The sequence below is a fragment of the Silicimonas lutimaris genome (assembly GCF_047314965.1).
Taxonomy (GTDB): domain Bacteria; phylum Pseudomonadota; class Alphaproteobacteria; order Rhodobacterales; family Rhodobacteraceae; genus JAVJUV01.
This window is the reverse complement of record NZ_JBLBVK010000035.1, coordinates 20,118-42,500: the sequence shown is the minus strand read 5'-3', so window position 1 is coordinate 42,500 and position 22,383 is coordinate 20,118. Positions and strand designations below refer to the sequence as shown.

Sequence of the window (22,383 nt, the reverse complement as noted above, 5' to 3'; positions counted from 1 at the left end):
AGCGCCAGTTCACCAAGCCGGTGCTCCAGCGCCGTGATCGGCTCGACGCCCAGCCCTCCCGTCAGGCCCAGCCACAAGAACCAGACCGGCGGCACGGCCCCTATTATATAGAGAGGCCATGCCGGCAGCTTCGAAAGCGCCCTGTTGATCCGTTGTGCGACGGTCATGAACAGCATCCTGCGCCCACCTGCACCGGCGGGCATGGCACAGTCCCATAAGAACACCAGACACAGCAGTCTCCGGGCTTCGGACGCAGTACGGCGCCGCAAGCGGGGCAGTCATAGAAGAACTGGCAAGCGTCCGTCGGCATCTCCGCGGTGCTCTTCGCTCCGCATTCGGGGCACGTCAGTGTCGATGTCAGTTCCGTCATCAGTGGTACTTGATCAGGTCCATGCCCTCATAAAGGTGAGCCACCTCTTTTTCATAACCGTTGAACATCAGGGTCGGGATCTTCTTCGAGAACAGGCCGCCACCGATACGTCGCTCGGATGCCTGGCTCCAACGCGGATGATCGCGGTTCGGATTCACGTTCGAATAGAACCCGTACTCGCTTGCCGAATACCCGTTCCATGCCGTTGGCGGCTCGCTTTCGACCAGCGAGATCCGCGTGATCGACTTGATCGATTTGTATCCATACTTCCACGGAACCACGAGACGGATCGGCGCGCCGTTCTGGTTCGGCATCGGTTCATCGTAGATGCCCGTGGCCAGGATCGTCAGCGGGTGCATCGCTTCATCCAGCCGAAGGCCCTCTGTATAAGGCCAAGACACGATCGGATAGCTCAACCCGGGCATGACCTCGGGAAGATAGGCCGTCTCGAACGCAACGTATTTCGCGGAAGGCTTGACGCCGACCCTATTCAGAAGATCGGCCAATTCAAATCCCACCCAGGGAACGACCATCGACCATGCCTCGACACAACGAAGGCGATAGATCCGTTCCTCCAGTGTCACCCCGGCGAGGATATCCCCCATCGAGTACTCGCCCGGTCGGTCCACCAGACCGTCGATCTTCACCGACCATGGATCGGTCTTCATCGCGCCGGCATTGCGAACCGGATCGTCCTTGCCCGTGCCGAACTCGTAAAAGTTGTTGTAGGACGTGATCTCTTCCCAGGTGTTCGGCTCCAGCCCCTGACCATAGCCGGTCTTCTTCGCGCCAAGGCCCGCCATCGCCGGCCCGGCAATCGCACCCAAAGCTGCAGCACCCGCGCCTGCCATGATCTGCCTGCGGTTCATCCATGCCGCCTTGAGCGTGACATCCGCCATTGTAAGATCGCTCTTATATCGTCCCGCCATTCGGAGCCTCCATCGTGTTGCGCTCAAGATGATGCGCCCGAGGTCTTCTGGCAATCTACCTCACGCGAGTGTGCAAATCGGAAATGTCTGAAGCCGATCACGAAAAACCCGGCGACCATAACAACTATGTGACTTGAAGCGGAAACGGGCCGCGGCTTAGAGCGCAGCCCGTTTTCGTCAACATCAATCGGCGGATTTTTCCGGTCATCCAGTCACGGTGGCGAGGCGTAGCAAGACCCGATGCCAGACAGGTATCCGAAACAACTTGCAATGAAGGAAACTGAACATGCTTCGTAAGACACTCTTTGCATCCGCTGCTGCAACCCTCCTCGCAACCACTGCCTTCGCCGGTGGCCACTCCAAGGACATCGTCGACACCGCCGTAGACGCCGGCACCTTCTCGACCCTCGTCGCTGCCGTCGAAGCCGCCGGCCTCGTCGACACGCTGAAAGGCGAAGGCCCGTTCACCGTCTTCGCTCCGACGGATGAAGCCTTCGCGGCGCTCCCCGAGGGCACCGTCGAGAACCTGCTCAAGCCCGAGAACATCGACCAGCTGACCGCGATCCTCACCTACCACGTCGTCCCGGGCAAGGTGATGTCCACCGATCTGGCCGACGACATGATGGCCACGACCGTCCAGGGTTCGGACGTCAAGATCGACCTCGACAACGGCGTGATGGTCCAGGACGCCACCGTAACCGCAGCCGATATCGAAGCCTCGAACGGCGTGATCCACGTGATCAACAAGGTGATCCTGCCGGAGGGCTGATCCGGAAAAACGGGGCGGCAGAAATGCCGCCCTTTCCTTATCCCGACATTCAAAAAGGAGCAGGGACAGATGAACCGCAGAACAACGCTCAAGACGATCGCCGCCGCGGTCGCGATGGCAGCCCTGGCGGCCTGTGCGCCGATGGACGATGGCGACGACATCGTCGACATCGCCGCCGGCAATGACGATTTCTCGACGCTGGTCGCAGCCGTTTCCGCCGCCGGCCTCGTCGATACGCTGAAAGGCGACGGCCCATTCACGGTTTTCGCACCCACGAACGCAGCCTTCGCCGCCCTGCCCGCCGGCACGGTCGATACGCTGCTCAAGCCCGAGAACAAGGATCAACTGATCAAGGTCCTCACCTATCACGTCGTTCCCGGCGCGGTGACATCGGACCAGTTGATCGGCCAGCGCCTCACCGTCGCAACGGTGCAGGGTCAGACCGTTCACATAGACGGCACCCATGGCGTTCGGGTGAACAAGTCGAGAGTGACGACGCCCGACATCATCGCGACCAATGGCGTGATCCATGTCATCGACAAGGTGCTTCTGCCCAAATGAGTTTGGCCCGGCCGCGCGGCTTCGATGCGCGCGGTCGCCCCTACCCTGATCCGATAAGGATGCCGGCGGCCAGCACCAGCGCACCGCCAAGAACGACCTGGAATGCGGCCCGGAAGAACGGCGTCTCCATGTACTTGTTCTGAATCCACGCAATCGCCCACAATTCCACGAACACCACGATCAGCGCGATAGTGGTCGCAGTCCAGAAGTGCGGTATGAGATAGGGCAAGGCGTGGCCCAGACCGCCGACCGTGGTCATCACGCCCGAGGCTATACCCCGCTTGATCGGCGAGCCGCGGCCCGAGATTTGGCCGTCATCCGACGCCGCCTCGGTGAAGCCCATCGAAATACCTGCGCCGATCGAGGCCGCGAGACCGACAAGAAAAGTCGTCCACGGGTCCTGAGTGGCGAATGCCGTCGCGAAGATCGGCGCCAGCGTCGAGACCGACCCATCCATAAGTCCCGCCAGACCTGGCTGAACCCAGGTCAGCACGAATTGCCGATGTGCCGCGCGCTCTTCCTGGCCCCGGGTTTCCTCGTCGAGATGTTTTTCGGCAAGGGCGTCGGCCTTCTCTGTGTGCCCGGCCTCCGCCGCCGCCAGATCGCCCAGAAGCTTCCGGGTATCGGCATCGCTCGTGCGGGCGGCGGCCTGCCGATAGAAACGCTCCGCGTCGCGCTCCATCGCTTCGGCTTCTTCCCGGATCCGGTCAAGCCCGAGGTTCTCGACCAGCCAGACAGGACGGCGCGCATAGAACCCCGAGACATGTTCGCGCCGGATCAGCGGGATTACGTCGCCGAAACGCTTCTTGTGCAGATCGATCAGCCGCTGGCGGTGCGTGTTCTCTTCCTCTGCCATGCCATCGAAGATGGCGGCAGATGCGGGGAACTCGCCGCGCAGCCGCTCGGCGTACGTACGATAAATGCGCGCGTCGTCCTCTTCCGACGAGATCGCAAGCGCAAGGATTTCCTGCTCGCTCAGGTCCGAGAAACGACGGCGGGAGGTGACTCCGGGGATCATGCTGCTCTCACTTTTAGAATAGTTCCAAATTAAGCCTGTCGCGAAAAGGTTCAACCTCCCAAACTGAACCATGCGGTTCATTTTTTGATTGACCAGACGACATCAACCCTACAAAGTGAACCAATTGGTTCAGATTATGGGAGGTCCAACATGCTCCGCGCCACTTTCCTTATCGCCGCAATGGTCTGCGTCTACTCGATGCCCGCCGTCTCGGGCGTCAGCGTTCCCAAGATCCCGGCCGGAGGCTTCTGCGAGAAATCGCTTTCGTGACCGACCGGCTCCCACTGCCTCGGCTTCTTGAAAGAACTGAACTGGATAGTTTATATTAGTCCGAAAGGATCAGAGGCAGTCATGAACGCACCCGGACAAATCGTTAGGCAAGGCAGAAAATGGGACCAGGTGCTGGACGGCGCCCGCACCGTTTTCATGCGCGACGGTTTCGAGGGCGCCAGCGTGGATGACATCGTCCGCGAGGCGGGCGTGTCGAAAGCAACGCTTTACAGCTACTTCCCCGACAAACGGCTGCTGTTTCTGGAAGTCGCCAAGACCGAATGCCGGGCGCAATCCGACGCCGCCGTCGCCCAGATCGGCGAGACCGACGATCTGCGTGAGGCTATGACCAAGGCGGCGAAGCGCATGGTGCGGTTCTTCATGTCGGACGTGGGGATGCAGGTCTACCGGATCGTCGTCGGCGAAAGCCAGCGCTTCCCCGAACTTGGCAGAGAGTTCTACGAGACCGGACCGGCGCAAGTCCGCGAAATTCTCCGGGACTTCCTGCAAAAGGGAATCGACGCCGGCAAATTGAAGATCGAAGATCTCGACCTCGCGGTCGACCAGTTCCCCGAACTCTGCAAGGCCGGGCTTCACATGCCGATGGCCATCGGCATCCGCTCCAAGCCAACCGACGACGAGATCGACCGGGTCGTCGAAAGCGCCGTCGACATGTTCCTCTGCCGGTACGGCGTCTAGGGCTCACGGCGGCGCGGCCGGACAAGAGAATTCAGATAGACGCGGAAGCATTGGCAGGCGCACAAGCGAACCGGGCCAAGATCAATAAACTTGCCGAATTCCGAAGAACGCCGCTAAGGTGAAGGAACCGACCATACATTCCTTGGGGGGAGGTGTGCATGCCGCGGAAACCACCAAACGATACGTCGGACCCGGACATCATCGATCTGGGTGCCCTCGCGGGCAAGCGGAATTTCGACAGCTACTACACGCATCCGTACACAGGCGAGCCGGATATCCCCTTCTTCAATTTCCTCTCTGGCAAGGGGAATCAATCGGCGCTTGTCGTCGTTGGATCCGAAAACAGCGAAGACATCATAATGAGCGCGCATGACGACCTGGCCGACATGGGAGGCGGCGATGACATCGCCGTCGGTGGCCCGGGCAACGACACGATCTCTGGCGGGGATGGCCGGGATTTCATCTTCGGAGACACCGACCTCGGACTTGGCGACGTAGCCTGGAAGCTCGACGATGTTCTCAACGGCGATGCAGGCGATGATCTCATCGTCGGAGATTCTCCCAACCTTTTCGAAACCGCGGCAGGCGGTGACGACACTCTGAACGGCGGCACGGGAAACGACACGCTCTGGGGCGATGGCGTACTTTGGGATGAAGCTTCCGGCGGAGCGGATTGGTTTGTCTTCGGATCGGCTGACGGCAATGACGTCATCATGGATTTCCACACGGCGGATGGAGACAAAATCGTTTTGGACGACGAAATGGCTTGGATAATTCTTGCCGCAAGCAAAAATGGAAGCCTCGACGAGAGCGATACATTCGTTCAGATCGTGGACGGCTCCACTCTTATCGATCTGGGCGAGGCCAGCGGATCGGGTGCCGGCGAACATACACTTCTTGTAGAAGGCGTTGTCGGTTTGGGCTTCGACGACTTCCTGTTTGTGTGAAATCCAGCGCTGACGAAAGCCTGGCCTGCGCTCGTTCTGGCTTGAAAATCCGATCGGCCATTCGATGTGCAAACAGGCAAAGAAACCTTAGGCACCCGCCCGGTCGCCTCTCAGTCCACCCGCCGCACGTGCAGCTGGTTCCCGATCTTCTTCGTCTCGAACCGTTTCAGCACTTCGACAAGGTCCGACAGCTTCTTCTTGCCATAGGTGCGCGGATCGAAATCCGGATTGTCCCGCACGATATACTGGCCCAGCTGACCCAGCGCATACCACTCGTCATCCGCGTTGATCTTGTCCATCGCCTTCAGGATCAGCGGCGCGGCATTGATCGGGTCCTGCTTGCCCGACTTCACCGCCGGCTGGCTCTTGTCGCTCTGGGCGGGCTCGTCCAGCAGGTTCTCAAGCAGGATGAACCGGTTGCAGACGTTGCGCAGGCTTTCGGGCGCCTTCGCCTCGCCTATACCGATCACATCCATCCCCTGCTCGCGCACGCGGTTTGCAAGCGCGGTGAAATCGCTGTCCGACGAGACAAGGACGAACCCGTCGAACCGGCCGGTATGCAGAATGTCCATCGCATCGATCACCAGACCGATATCGCTGGCGTTCTTGCCCACCGTGTTCGCCGTCTCCTGATGCGCCACCAGGCCAAGGTCGCGCACGGCCTTGGCCCAGCTGTTCAGCCGCGACGAGCCCCAGTCGCCATAGACCCGCCGCAACGCCGGCTCGCCGAACGAGGTTATCTCCTTCAGCACCGCCCCGGCGTATTTCGCCGGAATGTTGTCCGCGTCGATCAGAACGGCGTAAAGCGGGCGGTCACGGTCGGCCATTACTTCGGCAGTTCGTCCGAGGTCCGGATCACCTTGCCCAGAAGCCCGTAGTCAATCGCCTCCTGCGTGTTCAGCCAGAAATCACGCTCGGTATCATTGGCGATCTTCTCTTCCGTCTGGCCGGTGGCCTCGGCGAAAAGCTTGTGGAAACGCTCGCGCATGATGCGGATCTGCTCTGCCTGAATCCACATGTCCGACGCCGTGCCCCCGATGCCGCCCCGCGGCTCGTGCAGCAGGAAGCGGGTGTTAGGCAGGCAGAAACGGTTCTTCTTCTGCGCTCCGACGAAGATCAGCGCCCCGGCCGAGGCCACCCAGCCCGAACCGATCGTGCGGACCTCGGGTTTGATGAACTTGATCATGTCATGCACCATGTCGCCGGATTCGACATGGCCGCCCGGCGACGAGATGAACAGGTTGATCGGCTTGTCCGAATCCTCGGCCAGAGCGATCAGCTGCGTCGCGATCCTTTGCGCCAGCTTGTCGTTGATCTCGCCCGTGATGATGACGTTGCGCGACTTGAAGAACAGATCGGCCGCCTTGCCGCCCATTTCCTTCTTGTCGTCATCGTCGTTTTTCTTGTCGGCCATGTGGCGCTCCGCTCGTTTGTCGTCAGTTTGGGGGAATGTCGGCCCTGTGCCGGGGAATGGCAAGGGGCGATTAATAAAGCGTTGTTTCAGAGGAAGCGATGCAGGATCAGCGCGTCGGTCAAGCCGCCGCCGGGCAGCCGAAACGCACGCGGAATGCGCCCGATCTCGATGAACCCCGCCCGCTGCCAGGTGTCGATGGCGCGCGCATTGGTCGTCAGGACGAAGTTGTACTGCATCGCTTCGAACCCAAGCCGTTTCGCCTCTTCCAGCGAAAAGCCCAGCATGGCCCGCGCCACGCCGCGCCCCTCGGCCCCGCGTGCGGTGATATAGCCGCAATTGCAGACATGCGCGCCGCCGCCCTGCTGGTTCGGCCGGATATAGAAGGTACCCAGCAGGTCACCGTCGGCCTCAGCGACATAGGCATGATGCAGGGTCCAGTACGCCAGCGCGTCGTCGCGGCTGATGCCCGGATCGATCGCGTAGGTATCGCCCGCCCGGAACACCGGCTCCAGCATGGACCAGATCGCGTCGTGATCATCCGTCGTCGCTGGGCGGATCGTCAGGTCAGTCACAGGTGATCTCTCCGGTCAGGCGCGTTGCGTAAAAGACCGCCTCGCCGAGGCTCTCGAATGCGACATGGCCCGCGCCGTCGAGCCGCTCCCGGATCGTCGCCGTAACCAGCGTATCGCCGCAGATGTCCAGCGACATCTCCTGTCCGATCGCGCCTTCGGTCAGGTCCGCGAAGAGCCTGCCCGCATCGGGCGCAAGCCGAAAATCCAGCCCCGGCGTGTTCTGTCCGAAGCTCGGCGCCGCCTCGGCGATATCGCCCGCCACCAGCACCAGCCGAGTCCCGCCGACCCGAAACTCCGCGACAACCTTGTCCGGCCGGGTGGAACCGGCTTCGAGAATCTCGGCCGAGGCCACCGGCCCGGCTGCAAGGAGCAGCAAGACAGGCAGCCCCCTTCCTCTTGGCCCAAATGCTTCGGGGGGTCCGGGGGGCAGCGCACCCCGGCCGGTCGCCGAAGCCCCGCTTCGGCGAAACCTCAATAGATCACCACGCTCCGGATCGACTCGCCCGCATGCATCAGGTCGAACGCCGTGTTGATGTCCTCAAGCGGCATCGTGTGGGTGATCATCGGATCGATCTCGATCTTGCCGCTCATGTACCAGTCCACGAATTTCGGCACATCCGTCCGCCCTTTCGCGCCACCAAAGGCGGTGCCCTTCCAGACGCGGCCGGTCACAAGCTGAAACGGCCGGGTCGAAATCTCGGCCCCGGCCGGCGCCACGCCGATGATCACCGACACGCCCCAGCCGCGATGCGAGCATTCCAGCGCATCGCGCATTACCTTGACGTTGCCCGTGGCGTCGAACGAATAGTCGACCCCGCCGATCTGGTCCTTCTCCGTCTTGGTCAGGTCGACAATGGCCTGCACGACCGACCCGTCGATCTTCGAGGGGTTGATGAAATGCGTCATGCCGAACTTGCGCGCCATCTCCTCCTTGGCGTCGTTCAGGTCGACCCCGATGATCATGTCCGCGCCCGCCATGCGCAGGCCCTGAATCACGTTGAGCCCGATGCCGCCAAGGCCGAAGACCGCGGCGGTCGAGCCGATCTCGACCCCGGCCGTGTTGATCACGGCGCCGATGCCCGTGGTCACGCCGCAGCCGATATAGCAGATCTTCTCGAAGGGCGCGTCGGGCCGCACCTTGGCCAGCGCGATTTCCGGCAGGACCGTGTGATTGGCGAAGGTCGAGCAGCCCATGTAGTGATAGATCGGTGTGCCATCGAGCATCGAGAACCGCGTCGTGCCATCGGGCATCAGGCCCTGACCTTGCGTGTTCCGGATCGCGGTGCAGAGGTTGGTCTTGCCCGACAGGCAGGACGGACACTGGCGGCATTCCGGCGTGTAAAGCGGGATCACGTGATCGCCGGGCCGCAGCGTAGTCACGCCCTCGCCCACCTCCAGAACGACGCCCGCGCCCTCATGGCCGAGAATCGAGGGAAACAGCCCCTCGGGGTCCGCGCCCGACAGCGTGAATTCGTCCGTATGGCAGATGCCTGTGGCCTTGATCTCGACCAGAACCTCGCCCGCCTTCGGGCCATCCAGGTTCACTTCCATGATTTCCAGCGGCTTTCCAGCTTCCAAGGCAACGGCGGCACGGGTGCGCATCGGTCTCTCCCTTTTTGTCAATTCGGCTTGACCCTGCGCGACCCTCTCTGTGAAATCAACGCCAAACCCGAGGAAGTTGTCGTGCCCAAATTGATTTTCCGCTTTTTGTCCTGCTCCGCGATGCTCTGGGCCACGGCCTGCGGGCCTGCGCCGGACTCCGATGCCGTCGTGACCGAAGTGGTGGTTGTACCCGCCGCAACCGAGGGCGAGGAGACCGGCCAAGACCCCGCGGGTCTCGCCGATATCGAACTCTGCGACGCCAGGGACTACCGGCCGCTGATCGGCAGCAACATCGCGGCCGCCACGTTGCCCGCCGGTCCAAGGCTGCGGGCCTTCAGCGTCGACGATATCGTCACGCAGGAATACATCCCCCAGCGGACGAACATCGTCTATCGCCCCGATGGCACGATCATCCGCGTCGAGTGCGGTTGAAACGGGCTATTCTCGAAAATCGGCGTGGCAGGATTTGCAGTTGGCGCCGATCTTTCCAAGGCTGGCGCGCAACTGGTCCAGATCGCCCACCTCGGCCGTCGCCGCGATGGTGACAAGCTCCTCGGACGTCTTCACGAAGTCATCCCAGTTGGTCCAGATCGTGTCGCTCGCTTCCGATTTGGGATCGTCCGCATCGGTCCGGAACTGCTGCGGGATAATGGCGGCATGCTGCTCGATCTGCGCCAGGGCCGCCCGCGCAGCTCCGGCATCGAACGGGGTCTGACCCTTGGCCATGCCCCCCAGCGCCTTGGTCGCCTCCGCGATCTTCTCCATGGTCTGCATCCGGGCAAGAACTACCGGATTCTGAACACCCGAATGCGCCAGAACGGCGGTCGCTCCAAGGAGGGTGACAATGATCGTTGGGAATGCCCTCGTCATCGGCCTGTCCTCTTTTCGTTTTCGTTCACCTGCCCGGCCGGAAAATGAAGCGATTTTCCCGTGGGTCAAGCCATTCGGGCCGATCCCGGAGATTGGTGGCGGGATGTTGCGACTCGACACGCCCGGCACGCTGCCCTAGATTTCGTCTGGAACAAAACAAGAACATGTGCTGCCGCCATGCCTCAGCGACGAATCCTCTCGCTCTGGTTTCCCCGCCTCTCTGCCGAGCGCTGCCTCCGGCAGGGCTTCGGCCTGCCCGGCCGGCCCTTCGCCGTGGTGGGCGAGGATCGCAACGCCCAGGTGCTGGTCTCGCTCTCGGCCGAGGCCCAGGCAGCGGGGCTGGTCTCCGGGCAGCCGCTTCGCGACGCGCGCGCCATGTGCCCCGAATTGCAGACCCGGCTGCGCAATCCCCAGACCGACGCCGCCTTCCTGTCCGTCCTGCAACGCTGGGCCGGCAAGTTCAGCCCCTGGGTCGCCGAGGAAGCGCCCGACGCGCTCGTCATCGACCTGACCGGATGCGCCCATCTCTTCGGCGGCGAAGAGGCGCTGATGCAGGCCGTCGAACAGGATTGCGCCGATCTCGGCCTGACGGTTCTCGGCGGCATCGCCGACACCGTCGGCGCGGCCTGGGCCCTGGCCCGGTTCGCGGGCGGACAGGTCGGGGCCGTGCGCTCGGGCGACGACATCTCGCAAGAGGCGCGGGCGACGCGCTCGCGCGCGGCGAAGCGGCGGCACTGGGAACGCGGCGGTCCCGCGCCCCAGGCAGCGGCCCCGCGAAACGCCGCCCGGCTCATCGCGCCCCCCGGCCAGACCCGTACGGTCCTCGCCCCCCTGCCCATCCCGGCCCTGCGCCTCGACGCCGATACCGTGCAGACGCTCGCGCGGCTGGGCCTCCGGCAGATCGGCGATCTGGCGGGCCAGCCCCGCGCGGCACTCGCCCGGCGCTTCGGACGCCACCTCGTGCAGCGTCTGGATCAAGCCATGGGGGTAGAGCCGGAGCCGGTCAGCCCGGCGCGCCCCAGGAACCATTTCGCCGTCCGCCTGACCCTGCCCGAGCCGATCGGGCTGGAAAGCGACATCTCCGCCGCCCTCGACCGGCTCCTGCCGCCCCTCGCCGACAAGCTCCGGCAGGCGGGACGCGGCGCGCGGCGGGTACGGCTGGAATGGCATCGCAGCGATCACACCATGGGTTGGACCGAGATCGGGCTGGCCCGCCCCTCGGCCGAGCCCGACCGCATCCGCCCGCTTCTGGCGATGAAGACCGGCGAGATCGAGGCGGGTTTCGGCATCGACATGATCCGGCTGGCCGCGGTGGTGACCGAACCGGTCCACGCCCGTCAGCACCAGGGCCACGCCGATGCCGCGGCGCAGGGCGTCGCGCGGCTGAACGGCACCGCCGGGATGGACGACCTGATGGGCCGGATCGGCGCGCGACTGGGGCTCGAGACGATCACCCGGCTGCAGCCCGCCGACAGCCACATCCCCGAGAAAACCGCCCGGATCGCCGCCGCGGCATGGTCAGAGCCCGCGGACCTCTGGCCCGCGCCCCCCGGCCCCCGCCCGATCGAGATATGGCCGCCCGAGATCGTCGCCGCCGAGGCGACACCCGCGCTCCCCGCCCATTTCCGCTGGCGCGGCCGCACCTATGAAACCCGCGCTGCGACCGGACCGGAACGCATCGCGCCCGAATGGTGGCTGGACGATCCCGCCTGGCGCACCGGCGTGCGCGATTACTGGCGCGTCACCACTCGCAGCGGCGAACGGCTCTGGCTCTACTACGCCCACGGCGCCACCATGTCGTCGGGCTGGTTCTGCCAGGGCAGTTTCGGTTAACCGCACCGATTGCCGACGGTCGCGCAAACCGTCAAACTGGCACCATCGGGCAGCCTACCTCAGGGGGATCGGCTCATGGCGCTATCAGAAGTGAAAGTCGGCCTCGTCGGTCTGGGTCTCGTCTGCGAGTCCCATATCAAGGCCTATCGGGCGCACCCCAAGGCAAGGGTCGTCGCCGTCTGCGACCTCGACCAGGACCGCGCCGGCCAGATCGCCTCGAAATACGGAATCCCGAAGACCTACACCGACTATGCCCAAATGCTGACCGATCCCGAGATCGACACGGTCGACATCACCACGCCCACCGTGCTCCACGCCCCCATGGCCATCGCCGCCGCCCGCGCCGGCAAACATATTCTCTGCGAGAAACCCTTTTGCCTCACCCTCGCCGAAGGTCAGGCCGCCTGCGACGCGGCGGATGCGGCGGACGTGACGTTGATGGTGGGCGAATCCTACATCTTCATGACCTCGATCATGAAGGCCCGCGCACTGATCGACGCGGGTCATATCGGCCGACCCTTGCAGATCCGCCAGCGCTTCGGCACCTGGCTCGAACGCCCCGGCGCCCATGCCACCGACCGCGCCATCACTGACGATCACCGCGGCTGGCGCCTCGATTCGACCCGGGCGGGCGGGGCCGGCTACCCGTGGATGTTCGATCACTGCGTCCACTTCTTCGCCACCGCCGAATACCTGATGAGTGATGCTCGCATCCGCGAGGTCTACGCCCTCAAGTCCGACCTCTCGTGGATGCAGCCGCCAGACGCCGCCGAGACCCACATGTACCGCCCCGAAAGCGCCGGCGACATCCCGATCATCACCTGGACATACGACGACCCCGCCTGCCAAGGGGTCTGGATGCGCGCCGAGGCACTGAACGGCAAATACGACCCCATGTTCGGCTTCTCGGTCAGCGTCATCGGCGAAACCGGCATGATCGAAGTCCTCGGCGAGGGCGGGCGCGGCCTTACTTGGCGGGGCAAAGACGCCCACCTCGTCCTCCACCGCAAGACCGACGGGACCGACAGCCTCCGCTTCGACGAAGGCGGTGACGAGATCTGGCAGTCCGAGGTGTCGTACTACAGCCGTGCACATCTGAACCAGATCACTGAATTCATAGACGCGCTGACCACCGGCCAGCCCCCACGTTACACCGGCGCCGATGGCACGCGCCACGTCCGGACCACCATGGCCGCGATCTGCTCGGCGAAAGAGGGCCTGCCCGTGAGGGTAAATGAAGTCAACGACGCGCGCTTCGCGGGCGTTCCATCATAGCGTGTATCGAAAAAGGGGTCGCCCAACACCAAGCCAATGCCCGGCGCGCGACATAAAGAGAACCACCGCACAAGGCAGCAGTCATTGTACTTGCCGCTTTTCGTACAGCCATCACGCCGATCGTTACCGAAAGGCCGGGGCAAATTGGGCTTCCCGACGCCCCATGCCCCGGGATTGCAGCATCAATCTATTGATGCAGAACGCTCCCGGCCTCTTTACGATAGCCCAATCATCCTGATAAATTACCCCAGCCGCACGGGAGCGACTGGGGCTGAGATGCTCAAATCTCACGCAGGATGCCATCACTCACGAGACTGTCCTGGGAGTTTCAAGACGGTGGCTTGGGATTGAAATGTTGTCAATATGATAATTTTAGTAATCGCGCGTGTTACACGTCAGACAAGGAAGCAAGTCCATTGGCACGACGACCAGCGAGTAAACTTTCAGCACTTTTCGAACTGCGCAGCATGCTGCGCGATATGGAACGCGACGTCGGGCTGCAAGAACTGACCCAGTCAGAAATGGACGTCCTTCTTGCCGCCCATGCCGTTACCGGGGACCCAGGAGAGGCCATTTCGTCAGACCAAATCCGGCGACATGACTTGGTCTCCGATATCGCCCAGGCCACCTTTCACAGAGCGCTTCGGTCGCTTTTGTCCCTCGGGCTCCTCGAGAGGGCAGATGGGCATAAGGCCCGGTTCTACGTGGTCCGCGGTGATCTTGTCGGAAAGTGACGCGACCAGACTGGTCTGCCTGGAGCCGTTCCACGAGGCTTCTCTTTGTGCAGCATACCGAGGGGATTTTGATCCCCAGTCCTTAGTTGGTAATCAGACCCTATGACCTTTATCTTTATAGTTTTCGCCTACGTTCTCTGCCACGGGCTGGTCGCCCTCCTGATCACCCCGCTCCAGAGCATATATTTACCTGAACTGACCGTTTTCGCGAGCCTCGTGTATCTGCCGCACGGGGTCAGGGTGCTTGCGACATGGGCCTATGGCTGGAGAGCAATCCCCGCCCTCGTCGTCGGCGTCAGCCTTTCAGCCTATATTTTTAGCCCGTCCAAGGACCTGAACATTCTGGAGCCGGCTTTGCTGGAAGGCATCGCCGTCGGCGCGGTCTCTGCTTTCGCCGCCTTCGAACTGATGCGACTGTTTGGCTATGATTGCTATTTTGGTCGCCTCCGGGCACTGAACTGGAAGGGACTGATCGCGGTTGGCGCCCTCGCCTCGCTTGTCAATTCCATCGGACAGACGCTCGTCTATTCCGGATTAATCGGACTCCGCCAGGTCCCCGGCGCGCTGTTCGTGTACGCCGCCGGCGACCTTGTAGGCCTCATCCTCTGCATGGTGGCACTGATGTTTGTCTTTCGCTGGCTCCGCATTTTTGGCAGGCCCGGATATTGAAGGTGTTGCCGGCCACATCGGCAACGAACTTGTTCGCTTAATCGTCCAACGCCCCCCTTCGGTCCTTCAAATCAATAATGGACAGGACATCTGGCCCGCCTGAGTTGATGCGTCAGTGCACCGCCTGATGCCCAACCTCACCCGGCACGGCCGAAGACGTGATCCGACACTGCTCAACAGCGGCTACGATCAAGCCCTCCGGCATCCTCCGGCGATGCGAGTCCTGAACATCCCAAGGTTGAGCCGCATCGAGAAATCGGCTTACCCTCGCAAGAAGCGCGAACACCCTCGATGACTGTTCTTGTTTTGGGAGGAAGCGATGTCGGTGCAATCTGAAAACCCAGGCCCAAATCCCGATTTGTCGAAACCGACGTCAGTCCCCGCTGACGACGATACACATGTGCCGGAATGGGCGGAAGACATGGAACATACTCTTCGTCGCCTCATGCGGGAAAAGCAGAAAAAGCGCGACGAAACACCGGGCCTTTATCGCTGATACAGGGAGGTGGATATCTGAAATGGATGAGAGGCTAGCCACACGTCGCCGTGTTCTCGTGCTGACATACCAGCGGTATCTCGCTGTGGACCGAGCTTGGAGCGAGGCCCGGAACGAGGCGCGCAGATGGTGTCCAGGTCTTTTGAGCGATCGCGTGCTTGCAATAGGGGCACCTCGGTCGCGCATGCCGAGACTCGCCGAGGAGCGGGACCGTGCGCTGATGCAACTTGAGGCAGCACGAGTGAAGTTTTTCTCGGCGCGTCAAAAACTCCAATCCTCTGCAAGGCATAACCGGAAACGCATCCCAGCCTGAGCGGGAAGGCGAGGCTTTCCAATCGTCACGCCATATGGCGGCGCGGAGGGTCTGGGGCAAAAGACAGCTGTATGCGTTCTTAAGTGTGGCCATACCGGCGTAATGCCGGCACACGTTATCGGGCATTTGGTTGGCCGGACACCGGCAGGTGCTCTTTTAAAACACACGGGTGCCATGCCCGGCAGAGCTCTTGAGGTTTCCGACCGCACCAGCCAGATTGCCCGGTAAGCAGATGGCACGGAAGCGATCATATCGAGTGGCTGAGGTCGCCATACGGGTGGGTGATCTCGAGACATCATTGGCTTTTTACCGGGACGTCTTAGGGTTCGAATACCATCACGCCGAGCCAGGCGTGATATTTTTGGAGGTCGGCCCACTCGAAACACCACTCGGGGCAGTCGGTCATCCGCAGTTATTCGCGCTATTCGGACGTGGCGACAAGATCGATCAATCGCTTTCCACATTTGATCACGTAGCTTTTGAGATTGACGGCGAGTGGTACGAGGAAGAGCTGGCACGCTTCAAGGCGATGAATATGGTCATTCATGAACGGGCATGGCCCGAGACTCTACCTTGGGATGGGCGTTCATTTTTTTTTCGCGATCCGGATGGAAACGTCATCGAAATCATCGCCTCAAACCACGGATCTTTCCACTGACATGACCAACCAGGGCTTCGGTTGGTCTCTTTGATTGGACAAGAGTAAGGTCAGTTTTAGCAGACAATACCGGGAGATTTGTCTGCCGACGGTGCCGACGCTCACCTAGCCCGAAATCCCTGAACGGAGATTGCTGTCAGAAGTTTGAACTCGCGTCCCGATCGGTCATAAGCAATGCCGTCGGCGGCTCCCATAAGGAATATCGACTCTCCACCTGCACCATCGACCCGTCCAAAAAGGTCGTCGACGGACAATTCCAAAGACTTCCAATCGGTGGGTTCAAGACCCGATTTCTCGCCATTAACTCCTGCTAATGAGGCCGCTCCCGCCAAGAGATTGTCTTTGATAGACAGAACGACCTGAGCAGAACTGTCTTCGGAGAGGTAGCCGTTTGGCGCCGGACCCAGAACACCTTCGCCAGATATGCCGTCGAAGGTGACCTCACCGACAAATCCCATGCCAGGAAGGATGGGGGCTTTCCCCTGCCCCTCGACGACACGGTGAACCATTGAAATCGCCACATGAAATGTTCCATCCAGCGCTTCAACGTTTTGTGGCTCATTGAGGAATATCCCGGTGGCCATGGTTAAGCGCGAGAGTCCCGCCTGGGGCTGATACGATCTCGGGACTTGCCAAAACCAAGTTGCACCGGTTCCGGTACTTCCAGGCAAGGTGAGTCCCATTTGCGCGATCGTCTCTGGGAGCGGCTGAAGCATCAGTGTGTGTCGCTGCCAGTCCGGAACGCCTTCTTCGATAACTTTGTATTCTTTGAACGAGGGAGCATCATTTGTAAGCGACCACCCCTCCACGCTCTCTGCGCTCCAGAACCTGCCTCCGTCTGCGTCGAAGCAGACATCCGTGAAATGAAACTCTTCCTTGCGCCCCTCGGAATAGAACATGGTCCCCATCCCATGCTCGTAGCGACAGTCCATGATGCGGTGATAAGGAACGCGCCCTTCGGTACGAATGACTTCGGGTGTCTCCGGCGCGTCGCTGCTGGGAACGTAGGGTGAAACCAAAGTTCCATTGGCCGCTTGCTCTGCTTCAGCAGCTTCGGCACGCAATTCCGCAAACTCGCGCAGGGACAAGTCGCCATTCGGATCAAGACCTCGATCGCGTTTATAGCTATTCACGGCTGCGGAAAGTGCATCATCCCAGGCGCCATCGATCACGCCAGGCTCGTAGCCAAGTTCGGCTAAAGCTTCTTCAGCCTGACGAAATAGATTTTCCTGCCCCTGCGCGGCGAAGGCCCAAATACCGACGAGCAGAGATGTTGCAACCAGTCTCATGGTACCACCTCTCTTGCTCATCGGTTGTTGGACGCGCCTATACGGGTTTCGTTCTGACTATTCCGGAACGGTCTCTCCGGACCCTCCGAACTCAGACGGAAAATCCTTCATCTTCGGAAGGCCATCTTTCATCGGCAGCACTGTCTCCGCGTAATTGACGTGGATACCAGGCTGAAACGCGACGCTAGGAATGATCGCTGCATAGACGTCGATGAGTTTGAGCCCCGGATGCCCCGCCATAACGTGGCCTCCACATTTCGCGCACCATTTCCGGTCGGTGTTTTCGGTCTTGTTGTATTGAAGAAGATGCTCTTCGCCCTTCACCACCCGAACTTTGTCAGGGTCCCAAAGTGTGAAGGCATTGACCGGGCCCGCCGACCAGTGCCGGCAACTCTCGCAATGGCAATACCCCATGCCAGCGGGCTCACCGCTTACTTCGATTTCGACCGCGCCGCAAAAGCATTGTCCCTTGTGTGTGCCAGACATTGTCTACCCCCGTTCTCGGTTATTAATCTGTGTAGGCTAGCACAAAACTTCAAAAAACCAGAGAGGCGCGACGTGACCCTCGTACCACGACCAATATGCCTGCTGTTCACAGGGGGAATTGCGGCCGAATGACGATCTCGGTGGGACAGGCGTTAGAGGGGAACTCCAAGACAAACTCCAACGTCCGAGCGACGTCATCCGGCTGGATCATATGGGAGCGGTCCCCCGCAACACCAGAGGTCATGCCGGTATCGACGAACCCGGGGTAGATCGTACTGACCTTCAAACCCCGGTCGCGAAGGTCCTCGAAGAGACAACCAGAGAATGCATGCACCGCGTGTTTTGTGGCACTGTAGATACCTCCACCGCCGAAGGTCATGCGGCCAGCAATGGAGCTTAGGTTGATCACAGCGCTCTCGCCGTTTTCCAAAAGGTACGGAATAGCCGCCTTTGTGAGATGTAGGAGGCTCCTGAAGTTAACATCAAGCGCATCGTCCCATCGCGAAATATCAGCTTGATCGAATGCCCCGGTCTCGAAGACCCCTGCGTTGTTAAAGAGCGCATGCAGGCCTCCAAATCGCTCTTTGACAGCATGTGGGAGACCTGACGTGTAGTTTTCATCTGTGATCTCACCGGGAAATATCTCGGCTACTCCCCCGAGTGTCCTGCAATCTTCGGCAACGCTTTCGAGCTTCTTAATATTCCGACCGGCTAGCGCGATCGACATTCCCCGTCCGGCCAATCGTTGCGCTGCAGCCGCGCCAATGCCACCAGATGCACCGGTGATGAGAATGACTTTGTTCTTGAGTTCCATTTGAGAAGGCTCCGTTTCGTCTTTTTCAACTCAGCCCTCCGGTTGGGATGACCTGCGGTGAAGGCGGCGCTGCTTAAGGCAGGGGAAATGGGTCATCACTGGAGAGTTCGAAGATAGGCGATCAGGTCGGCACGCGCCTCAGGCGTCGAAACGCCGGAAATCTCCATCTTTGTCCCAGGCATATAGGCGGTCGGTGAAGCGAGGAGCGAGTTCAGCGCATCGTAGTCCCAAGTGCCACCACGTGACGCCATCACGTCCGAGTACTCGAATGCGTCAACCTCGCCGATCTTGCGTCCAACTATGCCCCATAGACTGGGCCCTGTGATGATGTCTGTGCTTCCGGTTTCGAGGCTGTGACACAGACCGCAGCCGTTTGCGAGCTTCTGCCCGTTCGCAGTGTCTGCCAAGGCCAGTAAGGGCTCAATTGACGGGGCCTGCACAGTTTCCTCGGCTCCATTCGCTAAGAGGATGCCAGCAGCTTCCGCATGATCCCAGCGACGTGCTTGGTGCAGCGGTGTACCAAGTCCCGGGTCCTCAAGCGTCGGATTTGCGCCCGCGTCGATCAACAGTTGAACAATCTCTGCATGGCCGTTTCGCGCTGCCTCATGGATTGGCGCGCCAAGCACATCGTTGTCGCCCTCCATTACTTCAGCAGGCCGGTTGAAGTCGGGGTCCGCACCTTTTTCAAGAAGCGCAATGACGACGTCAGTTCGTCCGAACTGTGCGGCAACAGATAGCGGGGAAACCCCGGGCACGGTCGTATGGAGAGTGCTGGGAAGATCGACTGGCACTCCCTTTTCGATCTCAGCCAGAACCTTTTCAACATCTCCTTTACGCGCCATCAGGTGGATCATTTCTGCCGCAGCGGGAAAAGCGAATAATGCCCCTGTCATGAGACCGCCCAGCAATATCGTCATTCTTTTCATAAGTCCCTCCCCTGCGTCTTATCCGACACTATAGCAGAAATCAGCGCACCGATCTTCTCGTGGTGATTTGCTGTGAGCTCGCTCGGGCTTGTCCTGGTCCAAGTCGTTGACGAGCGAGGCCCCGCAACGCGCTTTATGCAGATACCCAGACGATTTTCAGGAATGACCGCCTAACGGACAGAGCGACCATCCAATGCGCCGGGCGGTTATAGCATCTCTGGCGCCTCTTAACGTCGCGCATATGTGCTGGCTTTGCGGCATTTTGAAAGTAGCGAATAAGGGGTCTCGGGAAGTGATGACTCAATTCGGTTGCAATGATCCATTGATTATGGTGCGCTCGTCCAGTGGAGGGACTGACATGGACGGCTCATTGTCCAAATTCGCCACTGAGCACCGCCGCTCATAGACCCACGGGTGAAAGAAACGAATTCGTTTGCCCCTGCGCGTCGGGGTCCTATTCGAGCGATCAGCTCACGTCGGTCGACCCGGCCGTTGTCCGAGGTCAGGCATATCAGTGAAGTCGCCTTAAGGATAACGGTATCTGGTGATCCGCCCGGGGAAGGAAACTTGAACCAGACAATTTGGAGGGTTGCGAATTGATTTCCTACCCTTCCAAGAACTTCGTGCCTAACGCCGAAGATATGATCCTTTTAGGCATGCCTGGGGATATGGTCGTCATTCAGAAAGGCGAGGCAAGGGAGACCGGGTGCGAAGGTCTCAGTGCAATGGTTTTCAAAGTCACCTGAGGCGGGAATGGTTACAGCGATAGAGACAAATGAGGCGCCGCTCGCACTATCCCTTGCCACCTGGGACCATGACCGCGTAATGGCCCTTCACGAGCGCCGGATTAGCGTGCCAGGTATCAGACTCAAAAGCGTCATTGAACCGACTTCGAAGCTGTTTCCTGCTGCAGTCAGCGCAGCGCCCTACGACATCACCGAAATGTCGATCTCCAGCTATATATTGCAGATTTCCAGGGGAGTTGGTGAGTACGTCGCTATTCCTGCTTTTATAAGTCGTGCCTTCCGTCACTCTGGATTCTTCGCTCGACGTGGCGCGCGCATCGAGACACCCGCGGACTTCAAGGGCAAGACCATAGGCGTACCCGAGTACCAGATGACAGCGGCACTCTGGATGCGGGGCATCCTGAAGGACGAATACGGTGTAAATGCCGCGGACGTCCGCTGGAGAACAGGAGCTCTTGACGCTGGCGTACGCCGCGAGCGGCTGGAGTTGTCTTTGCCTGAAGGAATGATCGTCGAGCCCATAAACGAGGGAGAGACGCTTCAGTCTCTTCTTCAATCGGGCGAGATCGACGGGCTGCTGGCCCCGAAGCCGCCTCAAGCCTTTCTTGACGGCGACGGCCGTTTCGTCCGCCTTTTTCCCGACTTCGAGGCCGCAGAGCGCGCCTACCATGCAAAGACGGGCTTCTTCCCCATCATGCATCTGGTCGGCTTGCGTAGATCGCTGGCCGAAGCGCATCCCTGGGTTCCGCGCGCGCTTTACCAAGCATTCCTGGAAGCAAAGAACGACGCGCTCGGCCGACTCCGAAAGGTCTGGCTTGGCAATGCAAACCGCTTGTCTTTGCCGTGGCTCAACGCCGGGATGGAACGAACGATTGCCGCGATGGGCAGCGACTACTGGAAATACGGCGTCGCGGCGAACCGTGCCGAGTTGGAGGCCGTCTGCCGTTACTCGACGGAGCAATACCTTGCGGCCCGAAAGGTCGCGGTCGAGGAAATGTTCCACCCATCCGTGATGGACACCTGAACGAAACCCGCCGGCCGGGCGCAAACCGGTGGGAAAAGACAACACAAAGCGCATCGAAAAAGGAGGAGAATATGATCTGTCTCGACCGTAGAGGCTTTCTGAAGACCGGCGCCGCGGCGTCCGCCATGACGCTTGCAGCGCCCCAAATCGCCCGCGCTGCGGGCTATCCCGAGCGCAACATCAGCGTCATCATTCCGACACGTGAAGGTGGCGGCGCCGATCGTAATTTTCGCGCCTTTGCCGAGGTCTGGAAGACAAAGCTTGGCGTTGACTTCGAGCCAGGCTTCTTCCCGGGCGCGTCGGGCCGCGTCGGCTACGAGGTCTACATGGGCAAGAACGAGCCCGACGCCTACAGCCTGATTTTCGGCAACATGGGTCCCGAAGTGCTGAACTGGGCCATGCAGGAACCCGAAAGTTTCAGCGTCGATGACTACTTCTACTTCGGCCGCGTTGACGTTGACCCGGGCTGCCTTTTCGTCGGTGCGGAAAGCCCGCTCCAGACGATGGACGACATCATCGCTGCCGGGAAAGAGCGCGTGCTCAACGTGGGCACCAGCCGGATGGCGCACCCGGCCTCGATCGGCCTGCTGTCGCTGGGCGAGGTTACCGGCGCGCAATTCAACCTGATCCCGCTCTCCGGCGGCAAGAACACCGTCGCGGGCGCGGTCACCGGCGAGGTCGACTTCTCGGTCTTGACCTCGGGTACTGTGATCTCGGCGGGCGACGCGGTGAAGACACTGCTCGTCTTCGGTGAGAACCGTGTGGGCGAGGGGCTCGACAACGCGCCCTCGATGAACGACGCCTATGGCACCGACCTGCCCGAGATGCTGTCCTCCCGCGCCTTCGCCATCCACAGGAAGGCGGCCGAGGATCATCCCGACCGGTTCCAGATCCTTCAGGACACGTTCAAGGCGACTTTCGAGGATCCGGCGCTACTCGAGGCCTACGTCGCCAACGGCGGCACGCCAGAGTATCTCAGCTACGGTGGGGTCGAGGAATGCGCCGCATTCATGCAGGCGATGCTGGAGCTCGGCGCCAAGTACAAGCCGCTCCTGACCGGCGCGTGACCTGAACGGCGGGCTGGGCCACCGGCCCGCCG

At 60.9% G+C, this 22,383-nt stretch carries 27 protein-coding genes (1 of these 27 cut by a window edge); 13 read left to right on the top strand and 14 right to left on the bottom strand.

The genetic code is table 11. The annotated features are described in order from the left end of the window. The 3 genes in view from msrQ to msrP are tightly spaced (each overlapping or abutting the next) and all read right to left on the bottom strand, a layout consistent with a single transcriptional unit that may run on beyond the window. A protein-coding gene (msrQ, locus tag ACKLNI_RS03375) for a protein-methionine-sulfoxide reductase heme-binding subunit MsrQ (RefSeq protein WP_413717605.1) crosses the window boundary here: on the bottom strand, positions 1-167 show its beginning. Its footprint begins 442 nt before the window's first position; the window shows 167 of its 609 coding nt (coding positions 1-167); it begins with the start codon at positions 165-167; the stop codon falls past the left edge of the window. Next, positions 164-370 (bottom strand): GDCCVxC domain-containing (seleno)protein, encoded by a 207-nt coding sequence (locus ACKLNI_RS03370; RefSeq protein WP_413717603.1) that lies wholly within the window; start codon positions 368-370, stop codon positions 164-166. Before ACKLNI_RS03370 ends, msrQ begins: the two co-directional genes overlap by 4 nt. Next, positions 370-1,299 (bottom strand): protein-methionine-sulfoxide reductase catalytic subunit MsrP, encoded by a 930-nt coding sequence (gene msrP / locus ACKLNI_RS03365; protein ID WP_413717602.1) that lies wholly within the window; start codon positions 1,297-1,299, stop codon positions 370-372. The genes ACKLNI_RS03370 and msrP overlap by 1 nt, the downstream gene beginning before the upstream one ends. A gap of 286 nt (positions 1,300-1,585) precedes the next feature. Here msrP and ACKLNI_RS03360 point away from each other — a divergent pair, with 286 nt between their 5' ends. Further along, positions 1,586-2,068: a fasciclin domain-containing protein gene (locus tag ACKLNI_RS03360; RefSeq protein WP_413717601.1), complete on the top strand. Its 483-nt coding sequence runs from the start codon at positions 1,586-1,588 to the stop codon at positions 2,066-2,068. A gap of 69 nt (positions 2,069-2,137) precedes the next feature. After that, positions 2,138-2,629, top strand: coding sequence for a fasciclin domain-containing protein (locus ACKLNI_RS03355; RefSeq protein WP_413717600.1), 492 nt, complete (start codon positions 2,138-2,140; stop codon positions 2,627-2,629). Between the two features lie 40 nt (positions 2,630-2,669). Here ACKLNI_RS03355 and mbfA read toward each other — a convergent pair whose 3' ends face one another. Beyond that, positions 2,670-3,647 (bottom strand): iron exporter MbfA, encoded by a 978-nt coding sequence (gene mbfA / locus ACKLNI_RS03350; protein ID WP_413717599.1) that lies wholly within the window; start codon positions 3,645-3,647, stop codon positions 2,670-2,672. A gap of 351 nt (positions 3,648-3,998) precedes the next feature. On the opposite strand from mbfA, the gene ACKLNI_RS03345 reads away from it, so the two are divergent. Together ACKLNI_RS03345 and ACKLNI_RS03340 are read left to right on the top strand one after the other, a co-directional pair. After that, positions 3,999-4,616 carry a TetR/AcrR family transcriptional regulator gene (locus ACKLNI_RS03345; RefSeq protein ID WP_413717598.1) on the top strand — a complete coding sequence of 206 codons (618 nt, stop codon included), beginning with the start codon at positions 3,999-4,001 and terminating at the stop codon, positions 4,614-4,616. 158 nt (positions 4,617-4,774) lie between these two features. Beyond that, complete coding sequence (locus ACKLNI_RS03340) at positions 4,775-5,563, top strand: calcium-binding protein (protein ID WP_413717597.1); 789 nt, start codon at positions 4,775-4,777, stop codon at positions 5,561-5,563. A 110-nt stretch (positions 5,564-5,673) separates the two neighbouring features. Here the strand turns inward: ACKLNI_RS03340 and ACKLNI_RS03335 are convergent, their stop codons facing one another. The 5 genes from ACKLNI_RS03335 to ACKLNI_RS03315 all read right to left on the bottom strand — a co-directional run bounded on the left by ACKLNI_RS03335 (position 5,674) and on the right by ACKLNI_RS03315 (position 9,151). Further along, the gene (locus tag ACKLNI_RS03335; protein WP_413717596.1) at positions 5,674-6,390 is read right to left on the bottom strand and encodes an NYN domain-containing protein; all 717 of its coding nucleotides are present in this window, start codon (positions 6,388-6,390) and stop codon (positions 5,674-5,676) included. Beyond that, positions 6,390-7,040, bottom strand: a complete 651-nt coding sequence (locus tag ACKLNI_RS03330) for an ATP-dependent Clp protease proteolytic subunit (protein WP_413717595.1) — start codon at positions 7,038-7,040, stop codon at positions 6,390-6,392. The genes ACKLNI_RS03335 and ACKLNI_RS03330 overlap by 1 nt, the downstream gene beginning before the upstream one ends. Positions 7,041-7,063: 23 nt before the next feature. Beyond that, positions 7,064-7,549, bottom strand: a complete 486-nt coding sequence (locus ACKLNI_RS03325) for a GNAT family N-acetyltransferase (RefSeq protein WP_413717594.1) — start codon at positions 7,547-7,549, stop codon at positions 7,064-7,066. Then, positions 7,542-7,925 (bottom strand): preprotein translocase subunit SecD family protein, encoded by a 384-nt coding sequence (locus ACKLNI_RS03320; protein ID WP_413717593.1) that lies wholly within the window; start codon positions 7,923-7,925, stop codon positions 7,542-7,544. Before ACKLNI_RS03320 ends, ACKLNI_RS03325 begins: the two co-directional genes overlap by 8 nt. Positions 7,926-8,020: 95 nt before the next feature. After that, positions 8,021-9,151: an S-(hydroxymethyl)glutathione dehydrogenase/class III alcohol dehydrogenase gene (locus ACKLNI_RS03315; protein WP_413717592.1), complete on the bottom strand. Its 1,131-nt coding sequence runs from the start codon at positions 9,149-9,151 to the stop codon at positions 8,021-8,023. Between the two features lie 81 nt (positions 9,152-9,232). On the opposite strand from ACKLNI_RS03315, the gene ACKLNI_RS03310 reads away from it, so the two are divergent. Next, the gene (locus ACKLNI_RS03310) at positions 9,233-9,583 is read left to right on the top strand and encodes a hypothetical protein (RefSeq protein WP_413717591.1); all 351 of its coding nucleotides are present in this window, start codon (positions 9,233-9,235) and stop codon (positions 9,581-9,583) included. Between the two features lie 6 nt (positions 9,584-9,589). On the opposite strand, the gene ACKLNI_RS03305 is transcribed toward ACKLNI_RS03310, so the two are convergent. After that, positions 9,590-10,021 carry a c-type cytochrome gene (locus ACKLNI_RS03305; RefSeq protein ID WP_413717590.1) on the bottom strand — a complete coding sequence of 144 codons (432 nt, stop codon included), beginning with the start codon at positions 10,019-10,021 and terminating at the stop codon, positions 9,590-9,592. Here ACKLNI_RS03305 and ACKLNI_RS03300 point away from each other — a divergent pair. The 6 genes from ACKLNI_RS03300 (at position 9,996) to ACKLNI_RS03275 (ending at position 15,999) form a co-directional block, all read left to right on the top strand. Continuing rightward, positions 9,996-10,160, top strand: a complete 165-nt coding sequence (locus ACKLNI_RS03300) for a hypothetical protein (protein WP_413717589.1) — start codon at positions 9,996-9,998, stop codon at positions 10,158-10,160. The two genes, ACKLNI_RS03305 and ACKLNI_RS03300, sit on opposite strands and share 26 nt — an antisense overlap. Positions 10,161-10,198: 38 nt before the next feature. Continuing rightward, positions 10,199-11,854 carry a DUF6504 family protein gene (locus ACKLNI_RS03295; RefSeq protein WP_413717588.1) on the top strand — a complete coding sequence of 552 codons (1,656 nt, stop codon included), beginning with the start codon at positions 10,199-10,201 and terminating at the stop codon, positions 11,852-11,854. 75 nt (positions 11,855-11,929) lie between these two features. Then, positions 11,930-13,129, top strand: coding sequence for a Gfo/Idh/MocA family protein (locus ACKLNI_RS03290; protein WP_413717587.1), 1,200 nt, complete (start codon positions 11,930-11,932; stop codon positions 13,127-13,129). A 467-nt stretch (positions 13,130-13,596) separates the two neighbouring features. Next, positions 13,597-13,863: a hypothetical protein gene (locus tag ACKLNI_RS03285; RefSeq protein WP_413717586.1), complete on the top strand. Its 267-nt coding sequence runs from the start codon at positions 13,597-13,599 to the stop codon at positions 13,861-13,863. 102 nt (positions 13,864-13,965) lie between these two features. Further along, positions 13,966-14,532, top strand: a complete 567-nt coding sequence (locus ACKLNI_RS03280; protein ID WP_413717585.1) for a hypothetical protein — start codon at positions 13,966-13,968, stop codon at positions 14,530-14,532. 1,065 nt (positions 14,533-15,597) lie between these two features. After that, on the top strand, positions 15,598-15,999 hold the full coding sequence (locus ACKLNI_RS03275; RefSeq protein ID WP_413717584.1) for a VOC family protein: 402 nt from the start codon (positions 15,598-15,600) through the stop codon (positions 15,997-15,999). A gap of 101 nt (positions 16,000-16,100) precedes the next feature. Here the strand turns inward: ACKLNI_RS03275 and ACKLNI_RS03270 are convergent, their stop codons facing one another. The 4 genes from ACKLNI_RS03270 to ACKLNI_RS03255 all read right to left on the bottom strand — a co-directional run bounded on the left by ACKLNI_RS03270 (position 16,101) and on the right by ACKLNI_RS03255 (position 19,514). Further along, complete coding sequence (locus tag ACKLNI_RS03270) at positions 16,101-17,288, bottom strand: peptidoglycan-binding domain-containing protein (protein ID WP_413717583.1); 1,188 nt, start codon at positions 17,286-17,288, stop codon at positions 16,101-16,103. A gap of 57 nt (positions 17,289-17,345) precedes the next feature. Then, positions 17,346-17,774 (bottom strand): GFA family protein, encoded by a 429-nt coding sequence (locus ACKLNI_RS03265; protein WP_413717582.1) that lies wholly within the window; start codon positions 17,772-17,774, stop codon positions 17,346-17,348. Between the two features lie 106 nt (positions 17,775-17,880). Beyond that, positions 17,881-18,588 carry an SDR family oxidoreductase gene (locus tag ACKLNI_RS03260; protein ID WP_413717581.1) on the bottom strand — a complete coding sequence of 236 codons (708 nt, stop codon included), beginning with the start codon at positions 18,586-18,588 and terminating at the stop codon, positions 17,881-17,883. A 95-nt stretch (positions 18,589-18,683) separates the two neighbouring features. Further along, positions 18,684-19,514, bottom strand: coding sequence for an ankyrin repeat domain-containing protein (locus ACKLNI_RS03255; RefSeq protein ID WP_413717580.1), 831 nt, complete (start codon positions 19,512-19,514; stop codon positions 18,684-18,686). Between the two features lie 753 nt (positions 19,515-20,267). Between ACKLNI_RS03255 and ACKLNI_RS03250 the strand changes: the two genes are divergently transcribed. Continuing rightward, the gene (locus ACKLNI_RS03250) at positions 20,268-21,284 is read left to right on the top strand and encodes a substrate-binding domain-containing protein (protein WP_413717579.1); all 1,017 of its coding nucleotides are present in this window, start codon (positions 20,268-20,270) and stop codon (positions 21,282-21,284) included. Between the two features lie 71 nt (positions 21,285-21,355). Further along, on the top strand, positions 21,356-22,351 hold the full coding sequence (locus ACKLNI_RS03245; protein WP_413717578.1) for a tripartite tricarboxylate transporter substrate-binding protein: 996 nt from the start codon (positions 21,356-21,358) through the stop codon (positions 22,349-22,351). The last annotated feature ends 32 nt before the right edge of the window (positions 22,352-22,383 follow it).